Below are 23,138 nucleotides of genomic sequence, written 5' to 3' on the forward strand. Positions count from 1 at the left end.
AGACCGGCATGACGGGACGCCTACACGTACAGCGCCTATCGCTCGCCCGCCTTGCGCCCAGCCTCAAAAGCACTGCTTCGCTCATCGAGTCTCCCAACTTAGCACCGCGCCAGCCCGTGTCGGCCCTTCGTCTAGAGCAGGGGCAGTTGACCCACACGCCGCTCTTTTGGGGGCTGACGCCGCCGTGGCTCAAGGTTCTCGACCACGCTCCGCACTGCGCGCGGGCGGAAACGCTCAGCAAACGAGCCATGTTCCAGGAGGCCTTCAGTGCGCGGCGCTGCGTGATTCCGGTGAGTGGCTTTTACGTGTGGAAGCCCCAGGCACGCAGTAAGCAGCCGTTTTTGGTGACCCACGTGAATCGCACCCCGCTGCTGCTCGGCGCGCTTTGGTGTCGTTACCACACCACGCTGACCACCTTTACCGACTCGACGGCGCTGATCAGCGTGCCTGCCAATGCCTGCCTATCGTCGCTCACCGATCGCTTACCGGTGATCCTTCCACCAGAGGCGCTACACCAATGGCTAGACCCCAACACGGACGTTGCGTCGCTGACACCGCTTTTGATGCCCGCCCCGCTGGAACTGTTGGGCGCTTTTCCGGTATCAAAGCATGTGAATAACCCTGCCTACCAGTCACCCTCTTGCGCGCACCCCACAGGGCCAATGCTGCGCTGGACCGTGTCACAGGAGCCGTAATGTTGCCCACTATGTCTGTTATTCCGCCTCGCCTGCAGGCAAGGCGCGCGGTTGTTGGCCTGACCATCGGCCTGCTCTTGGCGCCCGCCACTCCCCTCTGGGCAGAAGAGAGCCCGGTCGCCGAGGCCATTACCCCGACCATCAGTCCTTTCGATGACCGCGACTACCGGGTCATCACCCTCGACAATGGCCTACAGGCGCTGCTGGTCAGCGACCCCGATGCCGACAAGGCCGCCGCGTCCATGAACGTGCGGGTCGGCAGCGCTCAGGATCCCGACGACCTCCAGGGCTTGGCCCACTTTCTGGAGCACATGCTGTTTTTGGGCACCGAGCCCTACCCCCAGTCGGATGCCTACCAGCAATACATTTCCGACAACGCAGGCTCTCATAACGCCTTTACGGCTCAGCAGGACACCAACTACTTTTTCGATATTGAACCTTCAGCGCTGCCCGGCGCACTGGACCGCTTTAGCGAGTTTTTCCTCTCGCCGCTGTTCAACGCGGACCACCTGGAGAGCGAACGCAACATTGTGCACTCCGAGTACATGGCGCGCATTCGCGATGAGTCGCGGCGTGAGAACGACGTGCTGAATCAACTGCTCAACCCGGAGAACCCCACCACCGGCTTTGCAGTGGGCAGCCGAGACACGCTGGCAAACCCGCCCGAAGGCGAGGCAACGCTGCGCGAGCGGGTGATCGACTTCTACCACCGCTACTACGATGCCAACGTGATGAACTTAGCGGTAGTAGCCCCCCAACCGCTCGACGAACTGGAAGCCTTAGTGGTGGAGCGGTTTGCCGATATTCCCGATCACGACTTGAGCGCCCCCACGATTGACACGCCACTGATCGACACCGACACGCTGCCGCGCTATATCGAGCGCCAGTCGCTGCAGGATCGTCGCCAACTGCGCTTCTACTTCCCCGTTCCTGACCCTACAGACGAGTATCGCACCAAGCCAACTCAGCTCATCGCGCATTTACTGGGCGATGAGGGCGACGGCAGTCTACTGGCCGTGCTGCGTGCAGCAGGCTTGGCCGACGGGCTCTCTGCGGGCGTGGGGCGCGGCGATGGCAATGAGGCGCTGTTTACCGTCTCCATTAGCCTGACGCCCGCAGGTGCCGAACGCCTCGACGACATCGAAGCCACGCTGTTTGCCGCGATCGAGCAGATTCGGGCAGATGGGCTGACCGAGTGGCGCTACGACGAGCAAAAAAGCCTCAGCGAGCAGGCGTTTCGCTTTCAGCAGCACGGCGCTCCTCAGCAAGAGGCTACCCGCCTAGCCATGAGCCTTTCGCGCTACCCGGTCGAGGACGTGCAATACGCCGCGTACCGCATGGACGGCATGGATAGCGAGCGCCAGCAGCGCTACCTGGACGCCCTAACGTCCGACAACATGCTGCGCGTCTACTCCGCGCCGGACGTAGAGAGCGACACCGTAACCCCCTGGTTCAACACTCAGTGGAAAGAGCAGCCGCCCACCACGACCGGTCAGGCCTTGGACGGTCTCGCGCTTCCCGAGCCGAACCCCTTCATTGCCAGCGACCTCACCCTTCAGGCGGGCCAGGACGAGCAGCCTTCGACACTAATCGAGACGCCCACGTTTACCGCTTGGCACATGCAGGACAGCCGTTTCAATACGCCCAGCGTGGAGTGGCGGGTGAGCCTGCAGCATCCCAGCGCTAGCTACTCGGCAGAAGAAGCGGTACTCATGCGTCTGTTGGCAGGCTGGCTGAACGACAGCCTCAACGAGTCGCTTTACCCCGCGTGGCTTGCCGGGCAGTCGTTTAGCGCATACGCCCACGCGCGCGGTATGACGCTGTCGTTTTCTGGTTGGCGGGATGGCCAAACGCCGCTCATCGAGCAAGCCATCGAGCAGCTTCAGCAGGCGGATATCTCTGCTGGCGCCTTTGAGCGGGTGCGCTATCAGCTACAGCGGGAGTGGCGCAACGCGCCACGCGCGTCGTTGACCGGCCAAGCCAGCCGAGCCCTGGGTGAGGCGCTGCTCTCCCCGCAGTGGTCGACGGACGAACTGCTGGCCGCCAGCCAGCGGCTTGAGAAGCATCATCTGGAAGATTTCCGCGAGCGTTTCCTCGATGCTCTGTACATCGACGCCATGGCCGTGGGTAACCTGACTGCCGATCAGGCACGGGAGCAGGCCAACCTTATTCGCGGCGCACTGACACCCCGCTTAACGCGGGATGACATTCCCCCTCTGTCGCCATTGGAGGCGAGCGAGGAGCCAACGATACTTCACCCCCATAGCACCCGGGAGGAGTCACTGGTACTGCGCTACCTGCAGGGACGCGACACTAGCATCGACGAGCAGGCGCGCCTGAGCGTGCTCGCCCAATGGCTGGACACGCCGTTCTATCAACAGCTGCGTACCGAGGAGCAGCTTGGCTACATCGTCAACGCGGGCTATTCACCGCTGCTGGAAGCGCCGGGCATTGGCCTGGTCGTACAGTCACCGGATGTGGATAGCGGCACCATTGCCGAACGAATGGACGCTTTCATGGCAGCCGCCGGTGAGCGGCTCGAGACACTGAGCGATGAAGAGCTGGCGGCCCACCGGCAAGCGGTTCATGACCGCCTGCGCCAGCGGGATACCAGCCTGCAGGGCATGGCTAACCGCTATTGGCAAGCCACCGCACTGGACGAGGTACGCTTTGACCGTCAGGCGCACATCGCACAGCGGGCACTCGAGGTCAGCGTCGAAGAGCTACAGGCGTTGTGGCCCTCGCTGCTCGCTCACCCGCTAGACATCCGATTCAACCCGGGCGATGCACCCAGCGACATCGGCGCTTACCGTGAGACGCTCGCGCCCTTCGACCCACGCTAACCGCTCGCCAGCTCAGGCATCGAACGCCTGGGCTGGCATCATGGCTTCGACGAACATCACCAGCTCTTCGAGAATCTGCCGCTCATGATCGGTGAGCGGCTGCTGATTGTAACGCTCGATTTCCCGGGCAAATGCTTTAAGCGTAAAACCCGATAGCGCCGGGTCATTCATGCGCATCCAACGAAACGCCTCCCACTGCTCACGCTCTTCGCCCTCTAGGGTGTCCGGGTAACTGCGCGCGCGAAAGCGAAACAGCATCTCTTCCAGGCGCGGGTCTTGAAAGGCAAAGCGTTGGCCCACCAAGTCCCAAGGATCCATCGCCAGCACCCGCTCCATCTGCTGACGATCCGCCGCAGAGAAAAAGCTGCCGGAGTAGAGCATCAAATCGGGGTCTTGAGGCGACTCTTCGTAGCCGCCGCTGAATACCTCGGTCACCTTTTGCGCCACGCCGCTGGCCTCGCGCAGGGTTTTCCAGTGCCCTCGGCAGGCGGCGATATCAATCCCCAAGCGCGCCACGATCGCGCCGTACTCGCCTTTCTGCTCGCCCTCCACGTCTTTCAGCACCGTGGCTGGAAAGATCACCGGGCAGCGGTTGATATGAATGACTTTGAGCGGGATGCGCGCCTCCCCTTCAGAAAGGTCCTGCTGGCTGACGAACACCCGCTCACGAATCTGCTCGGCGCTGAGCGACAGCAAATCGCCGGGGTCGACGCTCAAATCGTACACGATCACCCCGTTAGGGTTGGTAGGGTGCTCCGCCAGGGGCATCACCAAGGCGCTACAGCCTCGGCTGGCCGGGTAACGGCGGGAGATGTGCAGCAGCGGTTTGGCGCTGGGGAGGTCGAGCTGCTTGGCCACCGCGCGCTTGCCGCGCAGGCCAAGCAGGTAATCGAACAGCTTGGGATTACGCGCTTTCAGCAGCCGCGCCAGTGCAATGGTGGCGCGCACGTCGGCCACCGCATCGTGGGCACCCTCATGGGCGATGCCGTTCGCCGCGGTGAGGTGCTCCAGTTTAAAGCTGGGCACACCATCTTCCCGCAGGGGCCATTCGATACCCTCTGGGCGCAGCGCATAGAACGCCCGCACCACGTCGATCAAATCCCAGCGTGAGTTGCCGTTTTGCCACTCGCGGGCATAGGGATCGAGCAGGTTACGATAAAATAGGTGGCGGGAGACTTCATCATCGAAACGCAAGCTATTGTAGCCGGCCACGCAGGTGCCGGGCTCGCTCATGGCGCTCTGTACCTGGCGCGCGAACTCGGCTTCGGGAAGCCCCCGACGCTGCGCTTTTTGAGGCGTGATGCCGGTGATCAGGCAGGCGGCGGGGTGCGGCAGGTAATCATCGGCGGGTTTACAGTAGAGCTCGATGGGATCGCCGATTTCATTGAGGTCGGCATCGGTGCGTAATGCAGCAAACTGAGCGGGCCGATCGCGACGCGGATCGGCACCAAAGGTCTCATAATCGTGCCAGAGAAAACTGGCAGGGGCGGCATTCGGTGGCGCCATGGATGCAAACTCCCTTGAGCGTGACAGCCCACCCATGCGCCGTGACATCTTTCGCTGGATGGGAACAAAAGCCCAAGACTAGCACACCCGCGGCGCTTCTCGCCGCCCCTCACCGTGCTCGTGTACGCTTAGCTTTTGGGCAGCGTCACGTTGAGCTCCAGCACCGAGCAGTTATCTTCGCTATCCAGCGAAATTTGAATGGCGTCGTCGTCCACATGCACATAACGACGAATCACTTCGAGCAGTTCGCGCTCAAGCAGCGGCATGTAGTCAGGCTGACCACGCTGGCTACGCTGATGCGCCACGATGATTTGTAACCGTTCTTTGGCCACCGAGGCGGATTTCTTGCGCTCACGCTTCAAGAACTCCAGCAGTTTCATCGACGACTACCCCCAAACATCCTGCTCAGCAATCCTTTGCGCTGCATCTCATGGAAGCGCAGCGGCATCTCCTCTCCCAGCAGGCGTGACACGGTATCGGCATACGCTTGACCGGCATCGCTCGAACCATCGTGAGTGACGGGCACCCCTTGGTTAGAGGCACGCAGTACGGCTTCGGATTCGGGAATCAGACCCAGTAGATCGATCGCAAGAATCTCGCGAATATCGTCCAGCGTCAGCATGTCGCCGGAAGTGACACGGGCAGGGTTGTAACGGGTAATCAGCAGGTGCTCTTTCACCGGGTCAAGCCCCTGCTCGGCACGCTGGGTTTTCGAGCCTAGAAGTCCCAGGATACGGTCTGAGTCACGTACCGACGAAACTTCCGGGTTGGTCACGACGATGGCTTCGTCGGCGTAGTACATCGCCAACTGCGCACCGCGTTCGATACCGGCGGGAGAGTCGCACAGGATGTAGTCGAAGTCGTCTTTCAACTGCTCCAGGATCTTCTCGACCCCCTCTTGGGTGAGCGCATCCTTATCCCGGGTTTGCGAGGCTGGCAAAATGAACAGATTCTCAACGCGCTTATCGCGGATCAGCGCTTGATTCAGCCCCGCCTCGCCTTGAATCACGTTGACTAGGTCGTACACCACCCGACGCTCGCAGCCCATGATCAAATCCAGGTTGCGCAATCCTACGTCGAAGTCGATCACCACCGTCTTCTTGCCACGCAGCGCGAGCCCTGTCGAAATCGCCGCGGCGCTGGTGGTTTTACCGACCCCCCCTTTACCTGAGGTCACAACTATAATTTTGGCCAAGAGTCACTTCCTTCTTGAAGTCGTTCATTGCGAGCGCGATCGCGTGGCGCTGCCCGCATAACGGGAACATCAATGTCATCAAAACAGCACACTGTAACGGATCGCAGCGGTGGCGTCGCTAGGCAAGAAGCACTAACCGGCACTCCCTCATGCGGCTTACCCCAGCGGCTTAATATCTAACTGTTCTTTAATAAAATGGACTTCGGCTGCCCGCCCTAATAGCTGGGAGTCGATATCCTCCAGCCGTTTGTAATTACCCGCTACGGAGAGCAGCTCGGCCTCCAGCTCGCGGCAGTAAATACCTGCCTGGGTATTACCATGGATGCCGGCCAACGCGCGGCCACGCAAGGCCCCGTACACGTGAATACTGCCTGCTGCCAGCACCTCTGCGCCAGCGTTGACCGCACCGATCACGATCAAATCCCCCTCGGCGGCGCTCACTTGCTGGCCGGACCGCACCGTCCCCCGGTACAGCCGGGTGGCTCCCAAACCGCTCGTCTCCGGTTCGCTGCCGACCTCGTCGGGGTCGGCAACGGGCTCGACGCTTTCCAACGCACGGGCTCGCCCCTCTTCCACGGGGGCAAACCAGCCCAGCCCCAGCGCCCACGCCGACTGACGAATCGGCTCGGCACCACCACGGACGGCCACGGGTAACAGCTTGTGATCACGGCATACTGCGCAGATCCGCTCCAGGGCGAGGTGCGGCTCATCGAGTTTTTCCACGCTAAGCACAACGGGTGTATGCTGAAAGAACGCGGGAGATTGCGACAGTTTGCCAGCAAGCTGCCGCCGGATACGCTCCGGGTCAGCGCTCGTCAACTCCATGACGGTCATCGGCAGCATGCCGCCCTTGAAGGTGAAGGCTACGTCGGCACTGTTGGCGTTGAGGCTCATGGCCGAACTCCATGTCATGTTCAGGTAAGATAAGGGTAGCGCAATCTCGCGCCTTGCGGGGTGGCCGGCTGGAAAACTCACCGCGCAACGGCAAAGCTAAGCGACAGCGACGAGGACTGCAACCGCCTGCTCATCGATGTCTGATTTTTTTCACGTTCCGCACCTCACAGCAGGATGATCCATGCACGGACTGTTACGACGCCTGTTCGCTCCTCGGTGGCAACACCCCGATCCCGAGGTGCGCCGCAAGGCACTTCAATCCCTCGACCCGCAGCGTTCAGAGCAGCGGGAGGCCCTTCTGTCTCTCGCTGGCGACAGCGACAGTACCATTCAGCTCGCGGCCCTGCTCGCGCTCGACGATATCGACAAACTGCTGGCCGCCTATCCGCAGCATCACGAGGACGAAGCGTGGTTCAATGCCGTGTGTCAACGCCTCACCGGTGCCGAGGGCCATATCGACCTACAGCAGCGCCAAGCGCAGGTAGCCCTGCTGAGCGACCAGCGACTGCTCAACGCGATTGCCCTGCAGGGCGATAACCTGGGGCTGCGGCTCACTGCCGTTGAACAGTTGCACGATGAAGACGATCTCGTCCAACAGGCGTGCCACAACAGCGTGGCCGCGGTACGCCATCAGGCCGCGCAGCGTATTAGCGGTGAGGCGTCGCTCAAGCGGCTATTGAAAGAGGCGCGGCGTGATCGCCAGGTCATGCGCTACGCCAAGGAGCAGCTCACCCAGCGGCGCAACGACGAACAGTGGCTCGAAGAGCAGCAGGCCCAGCGCGAGCACCTATTGAACCAATTAGAGCAGCACGCGCGTGCGCCCTGGGAGCCGCTTTACGGTGGTCGACTGCGCCACTTGGAGCGCGAGTGGCAGCAGCTCAGCCATTCACCCAGCCTCAGCCAGGAGCAACGCTTCCATCAGGCCATGCTGAGTTGCCGCAAAACCCTGCACGATCACGATACCCAGGAGCAGGCGCGTCAACAAAGCCTCGCTCGCCGTGCCGAAGCGGAAAGCACTCGCGACCATTTATTAGAGGGGTTAGAAGAGACCCTGGAAGGGCTGGCCCACGCCGACGAACTGACCGCCCAGGATATCGACAGCCTGCGCGCCCAACGCCAGCTCTTAGGCCAGCGCTGGCAGGCGCTGTCCGATCTCCACCCCCCTAACGACACCACTCAGCAGCGTTACAGCCAGGCGCTGGCGCAGTACGAACAGAGCATGGAGGCGTGGCAGCGCTGGCAATCGGAAAGCCTCGCCGTGGAGCATGCCCTGGCCAACAGCGATGACCAAGCGCTAGCCAAGCATGTCAAAGCGTGCCGCTGGCCCGAGACACTGACACCGCCCGCGCTGCTTGCCCAGGCGCAAAAGCAGCTGGCTACCCAGCCAATGGCAGCCACCCCCACCGGAGCGTCGCTCAATGCGTTAGAAGCGGAGCTCGATAATTTCGAGCACTTGCTGGAACGCGGCGCGTTCAAGAGCGCCAGCCGCCTCCATCAACGTTTGAAGCCGACTCTCGATGCCCTTACGGGCGAGGAGGCCAAGCCGCTCAAGCGTCGCTTGAAACATCTTGGCGCGCGGCTTGCTGAGCTGCGCGACTGGCGCGGTTTTGTGGCAGGCCCCAAGCGTGAGCAGCTCTGCGCGAGTATCGACGCTCTGGCCGACGACCCTCACATGGCCGAATCAGCGCTGGACCGTCATCATCGCCAACTGGTGAAAGAGTGGAAGGCGTTAGGCGATGCGGCGGCCAATAAAGAGCAGTCCGCGCGCTTTCGGGCAGCGTCCGATCGTATCCATGAGCGCCTGGCACCCTGGCGCGCCCAGCTCGATCAAGAGCGCGACGCCAACCTGCGCGGACGCGAAGCGCTCTGTGAGCAGCTCGAAACGCTACTGGCTCAGCCCGCCGAGGACGCCGACCCCGACGTGCTGCGGGAGATTCGTGACAAAGCGCGCCACCAGTGGCGCCACTACTCACCCGTCCCCCGGGAACACGCCGAAGCCATTGGCCGCCGCTTTGGGGCGATTCGCCATCGCCTGCAAGCGCTGATCGACCAGCGCGCCGAGCAGATTGCTGCGCAAAAGCGCGCACTGATCGAGCAGGTCCAAGCGCTACAGAACGATACCGAGCAGTCGCTGACAGCGCGCATTGCACACACCAAGCGGCTACAGCAGCAGTGGCGTTCACTAGGGCGTGCGCCGAAGGGCGATGAGCAAGCGCTTTGGAAGACCTTTCGCAGCGCCTGTGATCAGCTCTTTGCGCAGCGCGACGCTCAAAAACATGAGCAAGCCGCTCGTCAGCAGCAAACGCTCGACCAGCTTCAGCGCCTCATCGACGACATGGATAGTTGGCAACCCACACACGCCGACGAGTCCGAGCGGCTGGACGCCTACCTAGCCAGCCTTCAACAGCTAGAGCCGCTGCCCCGCAACCGCCGTAGCGACGGCATGCAGAAGCGGCTTGGCGGCATCGTACGCGCCAAACGCGAACGCTTGAGCCGCCTTGAGGTCGTCGACAAGGTACAGCAGTGGCACGCCCTCCTGCCCCTGATCAATGCGCACCTAGCGGCCGACCATCAGGCGCTTAGTGGTGGTCATCCAGCGCCGGTGGACGCCAATAGCGAGCTGTCCACACCGCTGCCCGCAACGTATGGCGATGCGCATCAACGGCGAAACGAGGCTCGCTCGTCTACCACGCTGCCTCTCTCCAGCGAACAGCAGGGCGACGTCGAGGAGCAGTTGGCTCGACTGCGGGTGCATCTATCGCTGCTTGCCCTAGGCAGCGTTAAGCAGCGAGACGAGCCGCTGCGGCTTGCCATTCAGGTAGAGCGCTTGAATAACGGCCTGAACGCCGAACGCAGCAAAGCGGACGAACTGGAGGAAGTGCTGGTCGACCTGTTGGCCCTCGGCCCCATGCCAAACCGTCTTTGGCAGCAAGAGGTCAACGAATTGGACAACCTACTGGGCCGCCTAGCGCGCCCACCGCAGCCCTAATCGTAGCCCTCAATAGATGAGCGTCACATAGCAAACGGGAGGCAGATCGCCTCCCGTTTTGCGTTCTCTTTCTTGTGGAAAGAGCCCGTGTCAGATGGCTCGGGCCTAGCCCATGAATTGGCCACCGTTGATATCGATGTTAGCCCCTGTAATGAAACCTGACTCTTTATCGGCCAGGAACGTCACCAAGCGGCCGATCTCTTCGGGAGTGCCGTAGCGCTTGACCGGGATCGTTTCACGAATCGCTTCGCGCACCTGCTCCGGAATTTTCATGATCATATCGGTGGCGATGTAGCCAGGCGAAACGGTGTTTACGGTAATGCCCTTCGTGGCCGTTTCTTGCGCCAACGACATGGTCAAGCCATGCATGCCCGCTTTGGCTGCGGCGTAGTTCACCTGACCGAACTGGCCTTTGCGCCCGTTGATGGAAGAGATGTTGATGATGCGACCGTAACCGTTCTCCAGCATCATTTCGATGACGCTGCGGCAGGTGTTGAAGACGCTGTTCAAGTTGGTATCGATGACTTGATACCACTGCTCGTAGGACATTTTCTTCATGGTGCCATCGCGAGTGATACCGGCACAGTTGACCAGCACGCTGATCGGACCATGCGTTTCATGGATCTCACGGGCACCTTCGACGCAGGCATTGTGGTCGGATAAATCAACACCCGACAGCGCGATGTTGTTATAGCCGTCGGCTTGTTGTGTTGCCAGCCAGGTCTTGGCCTTGTCGGGATTGTGATACCCCGCCACGACCAGATAACCCGCATCCGCCAACGAACGGCAAATTGCCGTCCCGATTCCACCAGTTCCACCAGTTACCCAGGCGACGGGGGCTTGATTGGCCATTGACTACCTCCCTGATATGACAAATGGCTTGGACCTTAAGCACTGTTATGGCGTCGCAAGCCATTCTGAATAAGCGCTTTCGCGCTTCTTTCACTCACAGCACGCCGCTTGTTCTATTGGGCGACACACCGACAGTAAGCTTTTTATTATGCCTATTGGAAGCATAGCTTTACTCTTTCAATGTTGCAGCACGATGAAGCTGACCGCCAGCAAGGAAACGTTTCATGGCAGGGGTTGACTTAGCGTCAAAAATACGTAGAATACGCCACACGTTGATGCGGGGTGGAGCAGTCTGGTAGCTCGTCGGGCTCATAACCCGAAGGTCATCGGTTCAAATCCGGTCCCCGCTACCAAACATAGAAAAAGCCGATTCTTTAGGGAATCGGCTTTTTTGTGCGCATACGTTAAGCAATGCTTGTGGAAGCAGCTCATCGGGCTCAGCTCTTTATCACCCCAGGAAGGTCATCGGTTCAAGTCCGACCCCCGCTACCAAACATAGAAAAAGCCGATTCTTTAGGGAATCGGCTTTTTTGTGCGTTTACGGTAAGCAATGCTTAGGGAAGCAGCTCGTCGGGCTCAGCTCTTTATCACCCCAGGAAGGTCATCGGTTCAAGTCCGACCCCCGCTACCAAACATAGAAAAAGCCGATTCTTTAGGGGAATCGGCTTTTTTGTGCGCATACGGTAAGCAATGCTTGTGGAAGCAGCTCATCGGGCTCAGCTCTTTATCACCCCAGGAAGGTCATCGGTTCAAGTCCGCCCCCCGCTACTAAACATAGAAAAAGCCGATTCTTTCGAGAATCGGCTTTTTTGTGTGCGTTCTTCCGTCTCCGCGCTTTATTTCCCTTCACTTCCTTGAATCCCCGGGCGGCTGCCTGCATATCATGGAGCAACCTTTTCCATCCGATGCAGAGTTTACCCATGTCGATTATTGATCCCCGTACCGGCAACCCAATGACTGCCGACCCTGTCGCGAACACTGCCACGCCTACCGGTGGCGAGCGCCCCAGCGTGACGCGCGAAGAGGTCATCATTGAACTCAACGCGGGCAACATCCAGCAGGTATTAGAAGCCTCGATGCAGGTACCGGTGCTGCTGGATTGCTGGGCACCCTGGTGCGAGCCGTGTAAAAACCTGATGCCAGTGCTCGAGAAGCTGGCCATCGAGTACGGCGGTGCGTTTTTGCTGGCAACGCTAGATGTTGAAGCGAATCCAGAGATCGCAGGTCAGTTAGGCGTGCGCTCGGTGCCGGACGTGAAGCTGGTGAGCCAGGGAGGCTTGGTAGATAGCTTCCAGGGCGCTTTGCCAGAGAAAGAAGTACGCGAGTGGCTCAACCGCTACTTCCCCGCTCCCGGTGACGCGCCGCCCAGCCCCGAAGAGCAGGCAGAAGACGCCCTGAGCGCGGGCGATGCTGCAGGCGCGCGGGAAATTTACCAAACGCTGATGAGCCAATACCCGGAGCATTACGCGTACCACATTGGTTTTGCCAAAACGCTGGTGGCGGAGGGGCGCGGCGACGAAGCGCGAAGCGTGCTGGATAACCTGCCGCCAGAGGAGCGCGATGCAGCACCCGCTCGTGGCGTTCGCGCCAGCATCGAGTTCAGCGAACAGGCGCTCTCAACGGAAGAGATTGCCGCGCTGGGTGATCGCACTGACAGCGAAGCGCAGTACCAGCGGGCGCTGCGCCAAGTGGCCGATGGTCAGTATGATGCCGGCCTCGACGCACTGCTGACGCTGATGAAGCAGGACCGCGCCTATAACGATGACGCGGCCCGCAAAACGCTACTACAGGTATTCGATGCGTTAGGGGCTGACCACCCTCTCACGGTCACCTATCGCCGCAAGCTGTTCGCCCTGCTCTATTGATAGCGCCTGACGAAGGCAACGTTACGCTTTTAACAGCGCATCCATCCGTGATAACGCCGCTTCCAGTTGGGAAGCGGTGGTGCCGAAATTGAGCCGCACGAACCCAGGGCAACCAAAAGCCGCCCCCTCAGAGAGTGCTACCCCTGCCTTTTCCAAAAGCGTTTGGGCAGGGGTCTCCCCCAAGCCCGCATCACGCATATCCAGCCACGCCAAATAGGTCGACTCTGGTGCGCTCAGCGACACGCCAGGCCAGGTTGCTACACGCGCTTCCAGCGCTGTCCGATGGCGGCGTAGAACGTCCAGCAGCGCTTGACGCCAGGGTTCGCCCTCGCGATACGCTGCCTCGGCAGCGACTAAGCCCAATACGTTGCCGTCCGGCAAAAAGCCTTTGGTAGCCTCGGCGAAACGGTGCCGCAACGCAGGATCAGGAATGACCGCACAGGCGCTGGTGAGCCCGGCCAGATTGAACGTTTTCGAGGGTGCCCAGAGGGTAATCGTGCGTTTGGCCAGCTCAGGAAACAGCGCCGCCAGGGGGCGGTGGCGCACGCCTTCATCCAGCAGCAAATCACAGTGCAGCTCGTCGGAGACCACCCATAAATCGTGGCGTTCGACCACGGCGGCGAGTTGCTCAAGTTCTCTCAGTGTCCATACGCGCCCGGTCGGGTTATGCGGATGACACCACAGCAGCAGCCGAGTCTGCGGGGTGATGGCCGCTTCCAGCGCCTCGATATCCAGCCGCCAAGGCTCGCCAGGGGCAGCAGGCTCCGCTAACATCGCCTGCTGCGCTAGCCGCCCGGTGCGTTCGGCCACGGCCAGAAAGGGCGGGTAGATCGGCGCGATGGTGAGCACGCCCTCGCCAGGCTGAGTCAAGGCCATGGCGGCAAAGTGCAGTGCAGGCACCACGCCCGGCAGCCACTGCTGCCATTCGGGTTCAATGGACCACGCATAGTGATGAGCGCTCCATTGGCACAGCGCCTCACTCAGCGTGGCGGGCACTTCGCCGTAGCCATAAACGCCGTGAGCGACCCGTCGCTGGAGCGCGTCGATCACCGCGGGCGGCGAGTGAAAGTCCATATCGGCGACCCACAGCGGCAGCACGTCCGCCGCGTAGCGGTGCCACTTCTGCGAGGCATACTGTCCTTCGGGAGCGCGCCTTTCCACGGGCGTGGCAAAATCGAACGCCATAACACATCTCACTTATTTCTACGGGAGTAGACACTGAGCATGCCGCAAGATGACTTTTATACCAAGATGCGCGCAGGCCTCTCGGCGCTGTTGCGGCAATGGCGCTCGCTGGGAAAGGCGGATGCCGACCAGCTCGCGCTGATTTTGGCGGAAACTGCTAGGGTCGCCAAATTAGGCACTCCGGAGGCCACGCCAAGCGGAGCCACGCTGGAGCAGTGGAGCCAAGACCAGCAGGGCGAGATGCCCCTGTGGGCACCGCGAACGGCCGTTTTTCTCCTCAACCAAATGCCTGCTCGGCCTACCCCGCAAAGCGACGAGGAAGCCTGCGCCTGGGCCTACTGTTGGTTACGCAATCGCTCGTTCGATTCGCTGGAGGCGGCTCGTGCCGCGCTGCCCGGCCACCTCGTCGAGCCGCTCACCGAGGCGTTGGACGCTGCTTGGCGCGACCAGCAAGGGCTTCGACTGGTCTAGCGTCGCTTGCGCACGGGCGATTTTGGCTTGAAACCAGCCGGCTTGGTGGCCAGCCATTCGACGAAAGCGCGAATATCGGCATCGTCCTTGAGCGCCGCCAAACTGGCAAAGCGGTCGGCCAGTTCACGTTCGCTGTACAACCGGTGAATGTGCTTATGGCACGGGTGGCACAGCCACACGATGGCCGTGAGCCGCTCCTCACGACTATGGCGCTTTTGATAACGCGGCTTGTTGTGCAGCGTTCTGGGAATGAGATGATGCTTGGTCAGCGGCGATGCGCGCTGACAAAGTTCGCAACCATCGGGCTTGGGCGGCGGGGAAAGCGCATGGGCGCCTGAGTCTGGAGAATGGGTCACGGCAGCAAGCCTCCCAAACGGATAATGATGAAACGGTGGTACATCCCCATTGCGCTAATAACCGTTGCGCCATGTTCATGCCCCCATAATAACGAAAGGAAAACGCCCTATGGTAGACGTTCCACTCACTTGGCAACTGGCTAAACTTGGCCTCTCCGTCAGCATGGTGCTGGGGTTGGGCACCGTCGCCGTGCGGGCTAGCCCCCGCATTGCTGGGCTGCTCTCGGGCTATCCGCTGGGCACGGCACTGGCGCTATTTTTTATCGGCTTGGAGATATCGCCTGCTTTTGCCACCCAAAGTGCCGTGCATACCCTAGCGGGATTCACGGCGACCATGGCGCTAGGCGCAGGGTATCTCATCACAGGCCGCCAGCCAGGCATCAAAGGGGTATTGGGCGGCGTGCTAGGGGGCTTTGCTGCGTGGCTGGCGGTCAGCACGCTGCTGGCCCAATTCAACTTCACGCGCCTTAGCGGTACGCTGGTCACCCTGTGCGCCATTGGTCTCTTCAGCTGGCTGTTTCGCACCATTCCAGATGTGAAGAGCACCGCTAGCAGCACCTTCTCTTGGCCCGCGCTGGTGGCTCGGGCTGGACTCGCCACAGCCATCATTTTTGTCATCACGCGCATTGCCCACTGGCTTCCGCCCGAATGGGCTGGCACGCTGGCAGCGTTTCCCGTCACCATGCTGCCATTTTTACTGATTCTTCACGTGGGGCACGGTCACGCTCCCGTCGCTACGGTCATCAAGCACTACCCCATGGGCCTTGGTTCGCTACTCAGCTATACCCTATGCGTTTCTTATACTTATAGTACGCTGGGGCTATTCTGGGGAACGCTGGCGGGGTTTCTCGCCGCCACGCTGTGGCTACTTGGCTGGATGCAGTTGACGGCATGGCGCCAGCGCCGCAACACTTGACCAAGCGCTCGCTTGGGTTAATTCTGGAGCAGGGCTACTTCGCACACTAATAATAAGGATCGCGTCATGTTTACTCGCACCATAGAACCGGCGTTTTACGATACGGATGCCTTGGGCCACATCAATAACACGCGCCTCCCCGCGTGGTTCGAGCTGGCGCGTAATGACCTGTTCAAACTCTTCACGCCCGACCTGAACCCCCAACAGTGGCGGTTGATCATGGCGCGCATGGAAGTGGACTACCGCGCTGAACTGTTTTACGGCCACGATATCGAAATCCGTACCTACTTGACCCGTTTAGGCAACAGCTCGTTTACCGTCACCCAGGAAGCCCGGCAGCATGGTACGCTAACCAACTTGGGGCACACGGTGATGGTGCAGTACGATCATCAGGAGAAGCGAGCCGTTCCTATCGAGGGTGCCCTGCGTGAGGCGTTGTTGGCGCATTTAGAGACGGCGCCCGCTTCCGCTTAATTCCCCCGCCTGACATGGTGGGGCCTTCCAGGAGTCACCATGGCCATCCGCTATAATCTCTGGATTGATCCGGACAACACGGCGCAGCACCGCGCCGTGGAAGCCGACTTGGAGCGCTATTTCATGGAGCGCTTCGCCGACTACCCGCATATCCGCTTGTTCGGTGCAGACCCGTACGATTATGATGCCCCGTTCAATCGACTTTACGACGTGCTGATGGCTCGCGCCGCCGAGTACTGCGAGGAGAAGTGGCGCTACGTCGCCTCTCCTGAACAGCTCAACCGCTGCTTTTTCCGCGCCGTTGGCCGTTCGACTAAATTTGTTCAAGACGACCGAAAGTGAGACGTTGACGCAATGGTAATTCGTACCGACCAAGCACCCGACGAGCGCCAGCTGGCGATCATTACTCAACAGCTCGGGCGAGCGCCTCGCGGTATCGAAGCCGTTGCAGCCACCGACGCCCAAGGTACGCCGCTCGTACTGCGGATGGCACCTATCGTGGATGGTAAACCTTTCCCGACGCTGTACTGGCTCTGCTCGGACCTGCTGAAAATCGAAATTTCGCGCATCGAAGCCGTGGGCGTGATCAAGTCCCTCGAGCAGCGTCTGCAGGAAGAGCCGGACTTCCTCGCCGCTTATCAGCAAAGTCATCGCGATTACGTCGATGCCCGCTGGCGCTCGATGAGCGAGGCTCAGCGCGAAGAAGTGGCTCGCCTGGGCTACACCGACGTACTCACCGAACGCGGTGTAGGCGGCATCAGTAACTGGCAGCAGGTGCGCTGTCTACACACCCAGTACGCTCACCATCTGTGCGGGAACAATGTCATCGGCCAGTGGATGGACGAACACTATGACGTTCAGCGCTGCCTAGGCTAACGCCGCCCGCTTCTCTCTACCCCGCTGCGATAAGGACGCTCTGACGATGTCACGTATTTGTGTTTACCTCGGTTCTCGGGAAGGTAACAGCCCGGCCTTCCGGCAGGCCGCGCGCTCCCTTGGCACGGCCCTTGGGCAGCGCGGCCACACCTTGGTCTATGGCGGTGCACGGGTCGGGCTCATGGGAGAGTTGGCCAATGCGGCTCTCGAGGCGGGCGGTCGCGTACTCGGCGTTATGCCGGATCACTTGGTCGAACGCGAACAGGCACACTTTGGCTTAACGGAGCTGATTCGCGTCCCTAACATGCACGAGCGCAAAGCCACCATGGCGGCGAATGCCGATGCGTTCATTGCTCTACCGGGCGGGATTGGTACGTTCGAAGAACTGTTCGAAATCTGGACGTGGGGCTACCTGGGGCTTCACGACAAACCGATGGGGCTGCTGGATACCGAAGGCTTTTACGCGCCGCTGCTGGCGTTTTTGGATAGCACGATCAGCCACGGCTTTCTGGCCCAAACGACACGTGACATGCTGCTCGACGCTTCGACGCCAGAGCGTCTTTTAGAGGCGCTGGAAGCCCAGTTGGATTAACGAACGTCGAGCTACGATTAGGCTTTGAGAGTCAGTGTGCGAGTGCGCTGATAGGTAAGCTGGAGCAGTCGGGCATCTTCCCCTGCACGGTGGCGGTGGATGCCCCGTTCGGCCACGACGGACTCTTTGGTATCGCTCCACAGCGCCTGCTGCTCTTCACTGAGCAGGATGCGCAGCGCTTCCAGACGAAAACGGGGCAGCATGCCAGCGTGATGAAACAGTAACGACAGCCAAGTGTTATCGTAGCCCCAACTATCGCTATACGCCTTACCTAGTTCCCGCAGCTCATCGTTGAGCCACTGGGCCACTTGGCGCACCGGGTAACCCTCTTTCATCAGCCGCTCACGCGAAATGCCGTGCAGCAGTTCGGCTTTGGGATCCCAATGCACCCACTCATCCAACGGCTGAATAAGAAACGCGCAGCAGCTACCGTCGGCGCGGGCGATGCCCACTTCGATCGGGTAGCTGCCGCGCCCGAATCCGGACGCTTCGATATCTAGCACTGTAGGTAGCGTCTCGGACACTGATTTCCTCTTTTCTGTCTCGCCACCGGATACGGGGCTCAGGCGGCGGCCATTTCCACCGCAGGCTGCCGTTCGGCCATGCGCTGCCAGTAGTCGGCTTGCTCATGGTCCACTGCTAAGCCTAGCTCACCCAAGCGGTAGGCAAGCGCCAAACGCTCCGCAGCCAGGTAGTGGCCTGCCTGCGCCGCACGGGCGTACCAAGTCACCGCATAATCTTCACGGCGGGGATACTGCACACAGCCGTGTTCATGAATTTGTGCCACCTGATACTGCGACTTTACATCGCCTGCCTGGGCCGCTTCCAGTACGTAGCGTGCGCCACGTGCCTTGTCCTGTGGAGACAAGCTGCGGTGAAACAACATGTGCCCATAAATGGACTGTGCATCCGGGTGCCCCGCTTCGGCACACCGCTTGAACAGTCGCATGGTGAGGCGCTGCGTACGCGGTGAACGCGGGAGTAACCAACGGGTGTGAAACAGCTGCTCGGCTAGACGAAATTCCAACCGGGTAAACAACGATGATGCCTGCGGCATGGCAAACCACCCTGCCTATCTGTTGAGACCTTCGGCTAACCATCTCACCTTCCACGACGGCTAACCATGCGATAAACCGGCGCTTGGCCGGTCGATGGGCTGGCAAGCATACGCCTGCCTTCGCCCCGACTCAACCCTCTTGATTTGCTGCTTTTGTAGACCCTCGCTAACATGCCTTCCACAGGCTGGTAACGGCGATTGGCATCGCTCACTTTCCAGCAACGTTTTCGCCCACGCGAGGAGACAACCATGCAAACGCGCCCACTGGGTAGAACCGGAATGGAGGTCAGCCGACTGTGTCTAGGCACCATGACGTTTGGTGAACAGAACAGCGAAGCTGAGGCTCATGAACAGCTCGACCGCGCAGTAGCGTTTGGTATTAACTTTATCGACACGGCGGAGATGTACCCCGTTCCGCCAAAGGCGGAAACCCAAGGGTTAACGGAAGCCTATATCGGCAGCTGGTTAAAAGCCCGAGGCGCTCGCGACGATGTGATCATTGCCACCAAAGCGGCAGGGCCAGGTTTAGAACATATTCGCGGCGGCCCTAAAATGAGCCGCGACCACCTCCACCAGGCCATTGATACCAGCCTGGAGCGCCTGCAAACGGACTACGTCGATCTGTACCAGTTGCACTGGCCTGACCGTCACACCAACTTTTTTGGCAAGCTCGGCTATACTCATGCTGAGCAGGAAGACGCCACCCCGCTGGAAGAGACGCTCTCCGCTCTGAAAGAGCTCGTCGATGCCGGTAAGATTCGCGCCGTCGGTCTATCCAATGAAACGCCCTGGGGCGTCATGCGAATGCTGCAGCTCTCAGACCAGCTGGGCCTGCCACGCGTTGCCTCCATCCAAAATCCTTATAACCTGCTGAACCGTTCGTTCGAAGTGGGCTTGGCAGAAATTGCCCATCGCGAAGACGTCGGGTTACTGGCTTACTCTCCGCTGGGGTTTGGCGTGCTGTCCGGGAAGTACCTCAACGGCGCCCAGCCGCCAAAGGGCCGCTTGACGCTCTATGAGCGCTTCAAGCGCTACACATCACCCGAAGCCGAGGCCGCGACACACGCCTACGTCGACCTGGCCAAAGCGCATGGGCTCGACCCCGCGCAAATGGCGCTGGCATTTGTCAATTCACGCAGCTTCCTGACCAGCAATATCATTGGGGCCACGACGATGGAGCAGCTGGAAAGCAACCTCGCCAGTGAGAGCCTGAAGCTCGACGACGACGTTTTGACCGCCATCGACGATATCCATCGTCGCATGCCGAATCCCTGCCCCTAACGGCTCCTATCGTGTCGATAGCCTCGGCCGCCGCCGAGGCTTGATATAATCTTGCTAGCTATTTAGTGGTCGCATCTCATGCCGAGAAGCGACCCTCTTTTGTCACGGCACAAGGAGCACGCCATGCTGAGCGTTATTTCCCCCGCCAAAACGCTGGATTTTGAAACACCCCCGACGACCCAGAAGGTCAGCCAGCCAGATTTTCTCGAGTACAGCCAGCCGCTGATCGATATCTTACGCGGTTACTCTCCTCAGCAAATCAGCGACCTAATGGGCATCAGCGACAAACTAGCAGGCCTGAACGCGGCTCGCTTTGCCGAGTGGCAGCCACCCTTTTCGTTGGACAACGCCAAACCCGCCGTGCAGGCATTTCAGGGAGACGTCTACACTGGCCTGGAAGCCGAAACCTTCAGCGATGCAGACAATCGGTTTGCCCAGCAGCATTTGCGCCTTCTATCGGGCCTCTATGGTTTGCTCCGCCCGCTGGACTTGATCCAAGCCTACCGTCTGGAAATGGGTACCAAACTGCCCAACGACGCAGGCAAGGATCTTTACGCCTATTGGAAGCCGATCCTGACGCCTGCCCTGAATAGCGCGATCGCCGAGAGTGGGTCGAAGGTACTCGTAAACCTAGCCTCCAACGAATACTTCAAAGCCATCGAAGCGAAAAAACTGGATGCCCGAGTGGTGACTCCCGTCTTCAAGGATGAGAAAAACGGCACGTTCAAAATCATCAGTTTCTATGCGAAAAAAGCGCGGGGGTTGATGAGCGCATGGATCATTCGGCAGCAGATCAATGACCCCAACGCGCTCAAAGATTTCGATGTGGCAGGCTACCGCTTTGATGCCGCCGCTTCCGAAGGCGATACGCTCGTATTCACTCGTCGCGAAACGGAGCGTTAAGGTTAATAAAATGTGACCGTTTGCGCCGATCTTGGCTTTAAATACCGGCGGTGAATCTCTTTAAAGGTGGCCGTATCGCAGCGGTGTAGCCACTCATAGGCCACCATATCGGCAGACACCGCCACCGCCCCCTGGGCACAGGCACGCTCGCGCGCAAGACGCGCCTCTTCGGGACGGCGGCTGGCGGCTCCTTCACTCAGCCAAAACACCTCATACCCTGCCGCTAACAGGCCCAGTGCACTTTGCAATACGCAAATATGGGCTTCCGTGCCGCACACCACGACCTGGCTGCGGCCCAACGCTGCCAGCGCCTGCGAAAACGCGGGCTCCTCGGTCGCGCTAAAGTGTCGCTTCTGCCATGTCGTATGTATGTCCAAGCTCTCCAGCAGGGTCGCTGCGGTCCCGCCTAATCGCTCGGGATACTGCTCGGTGAGCCATACCGGCACCTGCAACTGATTGGCGACACCTGCCAGCCAAGCCGCCTCTCGAAGAGCCGCCTCACCGCCTTCGATCACGGGCAATAAACCCGCCTGAAAATCGATCATCAACAAGATGCTTCGAGCCTGATCTAAACGCACTTTCTGCTCCTTTTTTTGTCTTTATAGTGACTCTCACCATCACCTAGGCGAGGTATTACACGGTAAACTGATGGCCCACCCTTTTCTATCTGCTTCGCACTGAAGCGTTTGGCATTACCTGCATCCTCAATGGAGAATCAACATGTTAAGGCAATTCTTTGTCATGCTATTGGTGAGCGTCATGGGCGTTAGCACCGCCATCGAACACGCGGAGGCACGCCGCCTAGGCGGTGGTAGCAGCATGGGTAGCGTGTCACGCTCCGCTGACCGACCGGCTAGCACGCCCGCACAGCAACAGGCCCAAAGCACCCAGCAGGGCGCAGGCGCCGCCACCGCTGCTCGCCGTGGAGGTATGGGTGGCATGATGGGCGGCCTACTGGCAGGCGGCTTGCTGGCAGCGCTCTTCTTCGGTGGTGCGTTTGACGAGCTGCGTCTGATGGATCTGCTCGTCATGGTAGGCGTTGCTGCGCTGGCGATCTTCGCTTTCCGCGCCTTCATGCGTCAGCGTCGTCCTGCATCCGCCCACCCGGCAGGCTATCAGCGCGAACGCCAAGAGACTCAGTACACCCCAAACAACGTCACAGCGTCTCCAGGCAGCTTAGCCAGTGGCTTACAAAGCACACCGGCTTGGTTTGACAAGGAGCGTTTTCTAGGCGGTGCCAAAGAGCATTTCATGACGCTGCAGCGTGCTTGGGATAATAACGACTTCAACCAAATCCAGGAGTACGTGACGCCAGAGCTCTACAACCTGCTTCGCCAGGAGCGCGCCGAGCAGCCTGCCAATAATCGCACTGAGATCGTGCGACTGTTTGCAGAGCTTGGCGATATCAATGAGTACGATGGCCACGCCGAAGCCACCGTCATCTTCCACGGTATTTTGGAAGAGAACGGTGAGCAAACCGAGTTCAACGAAACGTGGCACTTGACGCGTGCCATGCGCGATCAGGCACCTTGGTATCTACAGGGTATCGAGCAAAACCCAGGTGCATGACCAAACTACTTTCCAAGCCTTAAAACGCAAAACAGCCGCTTCTAAGCGGCTGTTTTTATATCGGTAGCATATCGATACGCTGCAAAGAGTCGTTTTCTTACTCCTCTGCAGACTCTTCGATATTCTCACCCATGTCCTCTAGGCTTTCGCCTGCATCTTCCATGCTCTCATCGATGTTTTCACCTGCTTCTTCGGCAGGGCCCTGGTTATCACAGGCAGCTAAACCGCCCATCATCATGGCCATCAGTAGCGCAACCGCTAGCTTCTTCATCAATGGGGTACTCATATCGCGTCTCCTCCTGAGATGCTGCTTAAATGATAGGTACCCGCTCATACTAGTTGCTCGGCAGCCCTGCCGCCACCAAAGAGCAGTAACTCCCTGTTATTTATTTTTTTAAAACAGTCGTTTCAAGGAAACTTTGTGCACCCGTGGCGTCACTTTTCAATGCTTGGACATTCGGAAGGCACAGCCCAAAAGCCCCGAGCACAGGGTGCCCGGGGCTGGTCATGGCGCGCTTTCGAGCGCGCAACAAAAAACCCAGCCGTTTGGCTGGGTTCTTTGCGGTATAAGTGCCTGACGATGACCTACTCTCGCATGGGGAGACCCCACACTACCATC

General features: G+C 59.9%; 24 protein-coding genes and 1 tRNA gene. 14 read left to right on the forward strand and 11 right to left on the reverse strand.

The genetic code is table 11. The features are described 5' to 3' along the window. Positions 1 to 8: 8 nt before the first annotated feature. Together NH398_RS14875 and NH398_RS14880 are read left to right on the forward strand one after the other, a co-directional pair. Positions 9 to 695 (forward strand): SOS response-associated peptidase, encoded by a 687-nt coding sequence (locus NH398_RS14875; protein WP_253019138.1) that lies wholly within the window; start codon positions 9 to 11, stop codon positions 693 to 695. Continuing rightward, positions 695 to 3,538 (forward strand): insulinase family protein, encoded by a 2,844-nt coding sequence (locus NH398_RS14880; protein ID WP_253019139.1) that lies wholly within the window; start codon positions 695 to 697, stop codon positions 3,536 to 3,538. The genes NH398_RS14875 and NH398_RS14880 overlap by 1 nt, the downstream gene beginning before the upstream one ends. 12 nt (positions 3,539 to 3,550) lie before the next feature. Here the strand turns inward: NH398_RS14880 and sbcB are convergent, their stop codons facing one another. From sbcB to minC, 4 genes are all read right to left on the reverse strand, one after another. Next, entirely contained in the window at positions 3,551 to 5,044 is a 1,494-nt protein-coding gene (sbcB, locus tag NH398_RS14885; RefSeq protein WP_253019140.1) for an exodeoxyribonuclease I, read from the reverse strand. Positions 5,045 to 5,172: 128 nt separating this feature from the next. Beyond that, the gene (gene minE, locus NH398_RS14890; RefSeq protein ID WP_016915987.1) at positions 5,173 to 5,424 is read right to left on the reverse strand and encodes a cell division topological specificity factor MinE; all 252 of its coding nucleotides are present in this window, start codon (positions 5,422 to 5,424) and stop codon (positions 5,173 to 5,175) included. After that, positions 5,421 to 6,239 carry a septum site-determining protein MinD gene (gene minD / locus NH398_RS14895; RefSeq protein WP_253019141.1) on the reverse strand — a complete coding sequence of 273 codons (819 nt, stop codon included), beginning with the start codon at positions 6,237 to 6,239 and terminating at the stop codon, positions 5,421 to 5,423. The genes minE and minD overlap by 4 nt, the downstream gene beginning before the upstream one ends. Before the next feature lie 156 nt (positions 6,240 to 6,395). Further along, positions 6,396 to 7,133, reverse strand: coding sequence for a septum site-determining protein MinC (minC, locus tag NH398_RS14900; RefSeq protein ID WP_253019142.1), 738 nt, complete (start codon positions 7,131 to 7,133; stop codon positions 6,396 to 6,398). Between the two features lie 181 nt (positions 7,134 to 7,314). On the opposite strand from minC, the gene NH398_RS14905 reads away from it, so the two are divergent. Continuing rightward, positions 7,315 to 10,122: a DUF349 domain-containing protein gene (locus NH398_RS14905; protein WP_253019143.1), complete on the forward strand. Its 2,808-nt coding sequence runs from the start codon at positions 7,315 to 7,317 to the stop codon at positions 10,120 to 10,122. A gap of 105 nt (positions 10,123 to 10,227) precedes the next feature. Here NH398_RS14905 and phbB read toward each other — a convergent pair whose 3' ends face one another. Next, positions 10,228 to 10,974, reverse strand: coding sequence for an acetoacetyl-CoA reductase (gene phbB, locus NH398_RS14910; protein WP_159340906.1), 747 nt, complete (start codon positions 10,972 to 10,974; stop codon positions 10,228 to 10,230). 276 nt (positions 10,975 to 11,250) lie between these two features. Between phbB and NH398_RS14915 the strand changes: the two genes are divergently transcribed. Together NH398_RS14915 and NH398_RS14920 are read left to right on the forward strand one after the other, a co-directional pair. Next, positions 11,251 to 11,327: transfer RNA gene (locus NH398_RS14915), tRNA-Met, on the forward strand. A gap of 567 nt (positions 11,328 to 11,894) precedes the next feature. Then, on the forward strand, positions 11,895 to 12,839 hold the full coding sequence (locus NH398_RS14920) for a co-chaperone YbbN (RefSeq protein ID WP_253019144.1): 945 nt from the start codon (positions 11,895 to 11,897) through the stop codon (positions 12,837 to 12,839). A 21-nt stretch (positions 12,840 to 12,860) separates the two neighbouring features. On the opposite strand, the gene NH398_RS14925 is transcribed toward NH398_RS14920, so the two are convergent. Next, positions 12,861 to 14,024 carry a PatB family C-S lyase gene (locus tag NH398_RS14925; protein ID WP_253019145.1) on the reverse strand — a complete coding sequence of 388 codons (1,164 nt, stop codon included), beginning with the start codon at positions 14,022 to 14,024 and terminating at the stop codon, positions 12,861 to 12,863. 39 nt (positions 14,025 to 14,063) lie between these two features. Here NH398_RS14925 and NH398_RS14930 point away from each other — a divergent pair, with 39 nt between their 5' ends. Continuing rightward, a complete protein-coding gene (locus NH398_RS14930) occupies positions 14,064 to 14,495 on the forward strand; it encodes a hypothetical protein (RefSeq protein ID WP_159340835.1) in 432 nt (143 codons plus the stop codon). Here NH398_RS14930 and NH398_RS14935 read toward each other — a convergent pair. Continuing rightward, a complete protein-coding gene (locus NH398_RS14935) occupies positions 14,492 to 14,851 on the reverse strand; it encodes a hypothetical protein (protein ID WP_159340834.1) in 360 nt (119 codons plus the stop codon). The genes NH398_RS14930 and NH398_RS14935 overlap by 4 nt on opposite strands. 109 nt (positions 14,852 to 14,960) lie before the next feature. Here NH398_RS14935 and NH398_RS14940 point away from each other — a divergent pair, with 109 nt between their 5' ends. The 5 genes from NH398_RS14940 (at position 14,961) to NH398_RS14960 (ending at position 17,709) form a co-directional block, all read left to right on the forward strand. Next, entirely contained in the window at positions 14,961 to 15,767 is an 807-nt protein-coding gene (locus NH398_RS14940) for a hypothetical protein (protein ID WP_159340833.1), read from the forward strand. 66 nt (positions 15,768 to 15,833) lie between these two features. Beyond that, positions 15,834 to 16,241 carry a thioesterase family protein gene (locus tag NH398_RS14945; RefSeq protein WP_159340832.1) on the forward strand — a complete coding sequence of 136 codons (408 nt, stop codon included), beginning with the start codon at positions 15,834 to 15,836 and terminating at the stop codon, positions 16,239 to 16,241. 39 nt (positions 16,242 to 16,280) lie between these two features. Further along, positions 16,281 to 16,583: a hypothetical protein gene (locus tag NH398_RS14950; RefSeq protein ID WP_139528238.1), complete on the forward strand. Its 303-nt coding sequence runs from the start codon at positions 16,281 to 16,283 to the stop codon at positions 16,581 to 16,583. A 12-nt stretch (positions 16,584 to 16,595) separates the two neighbouring features. Beyond that, on the forward strand, positions 16,596 to 17,117 hold the full coding sequence (locus NH398_RS14955; protein WP_253019146.1) for a DUF501 domain-containing protein: 522 nt from the start codon (positions 16,596 to 16,598) through the stop codon (positions 17,115 to 17,117). A gap of 46 nt (positions 17,118 to 17,163) precedes the next feature. Continuing rightward, complete coding sequence (locus NH398_RS14960) at positions 17,164 to 17,709, forward strand: TIGR00730 family Rossman fold protein (protein ID WP_253019147.1); 546 nt, start codon at positions 17,164 to 17,166, stop codon at positions 17,707 to 17,709. A 17-nt stretch (positions 17,710 to 17,726) separates the two neighbouring features. On the opposite strand, the gene NH398_RS14965 is transcribed toward NH398_RS14960, so the two are convergent. Together NH398_RS14965 and NH398_RS14970 are read right to left on the reverse strand one after the other, a co-directional pair. Further along, positions 17,727 to 18,233: a hypothetical protein gene (locus NH398_RS14965; RefSeq protein WP_159340829.1), complete on the reverse strand. Its 507-nt coding sequence runs from the start codon at positions 18,231 to 18,233 to the stop codon at positions 17,727 to 17,729. A 38-nt stretch (positions 18,234 to 18,271) separates the two neighbouring features. Next, the gene (locus NH398_RS14970) at positions 18,272 to 18,766 is read right to left on the reverse strand and encodes a tetratricopeptide repeat protein (RefSeq protein WP_253019148.1); all 495 of its coding nucleotides are present in this window, start codon (positions 18,764 to 18,766) and stop codon (positions 18,272 to 18,274) included. A gap of 249 nt (positions 18,767 to 19,015) precedes the next feature. Between NH398_RS14970 and NH398_RS14975 the strand changes: the two genes are divergently transcribed. Then, positions 19,016 to 20,047, forward strand: a complete 1,032-nt coding sequence (locus NH398_RS14975) for an NADP(H)-dependent aldo-keto reductase (RefSeq protein WP_159340827.1) — start codon at positions 19,016 to 19,018, stop codon at positions 20,045 to 20,047. A 123-nt stretch (positions 20,048 to 20,170) separates the two neighbouring features. After that, entirely contained in the window at positions 20,171 to 20,950 is a 780-nt protein-coding gene (gene yaaA / locus NH398_RS14980; RefSeq protein WP_253019149.1) for a peroxide stress protein YaaA, read from the forward strand. A 2-nt stretch (positions 20,951 to 20,952) separates the two neighbouring features. Here yaaA and NH398_RS14985 read toward each other — a convergent pair whose 3' ends face one another. Continuing rightward, positions 20,953 to 21,528 (reverse strand): isochorismatase family protein, encoded by a 576-nt coding sequence (locus NH398_RS14985; RefSeq protein WP_253019150.1) that lies wholly within the window; start codon positions 21,526 to 21,528, stop codon positions 20,953 to 20,955. Between the two features lie 142 nt (positions 21,529 to 21,670). Between NH398_RS14985 and NH398_RS14990 the strand changes: the two genes are divergently transcribed. After that, a complete protein-coding gene (locus NH398_RS14990; RefSeq protein ID WP_253019151.1) occupies positions 21,671 to 22,519 on the forward strand; it encodes a Tim44-like domain-containing protein in 849 nt (282 codons plus the stop codon). A 97-nt stretch (positions 22,520 to 22,616) separates the two neighbouring features. Here the strand turns inward: NH398_RS14990 and NH398_RS14995 are convergent, their stop codons facing one another. Further along, the gene (locus NH398_RS14995; RefSeq protein WP_159340823.1) at positions 22,617 to 22,805 is read right to left on the reverse strand and encodes a hypothetical protein; all 189 of its coding nucleotides are present in this window, start codon (positions 22,803 to 22,805) and stop codon (positions 22,617 to 22,619) included. Positions 22,806 to 23,138 lie beyond the last annotated feature (333 nt).

It is taken from the genome of Halomonas sp. CnH100-B (genome assembly GCF_024124605.1).
Lineage (GTDB): Bacteria > Pseudomonadota > Gammaproteobacteria > Pseudomonadales > Halomonadaceae > Vreelandella.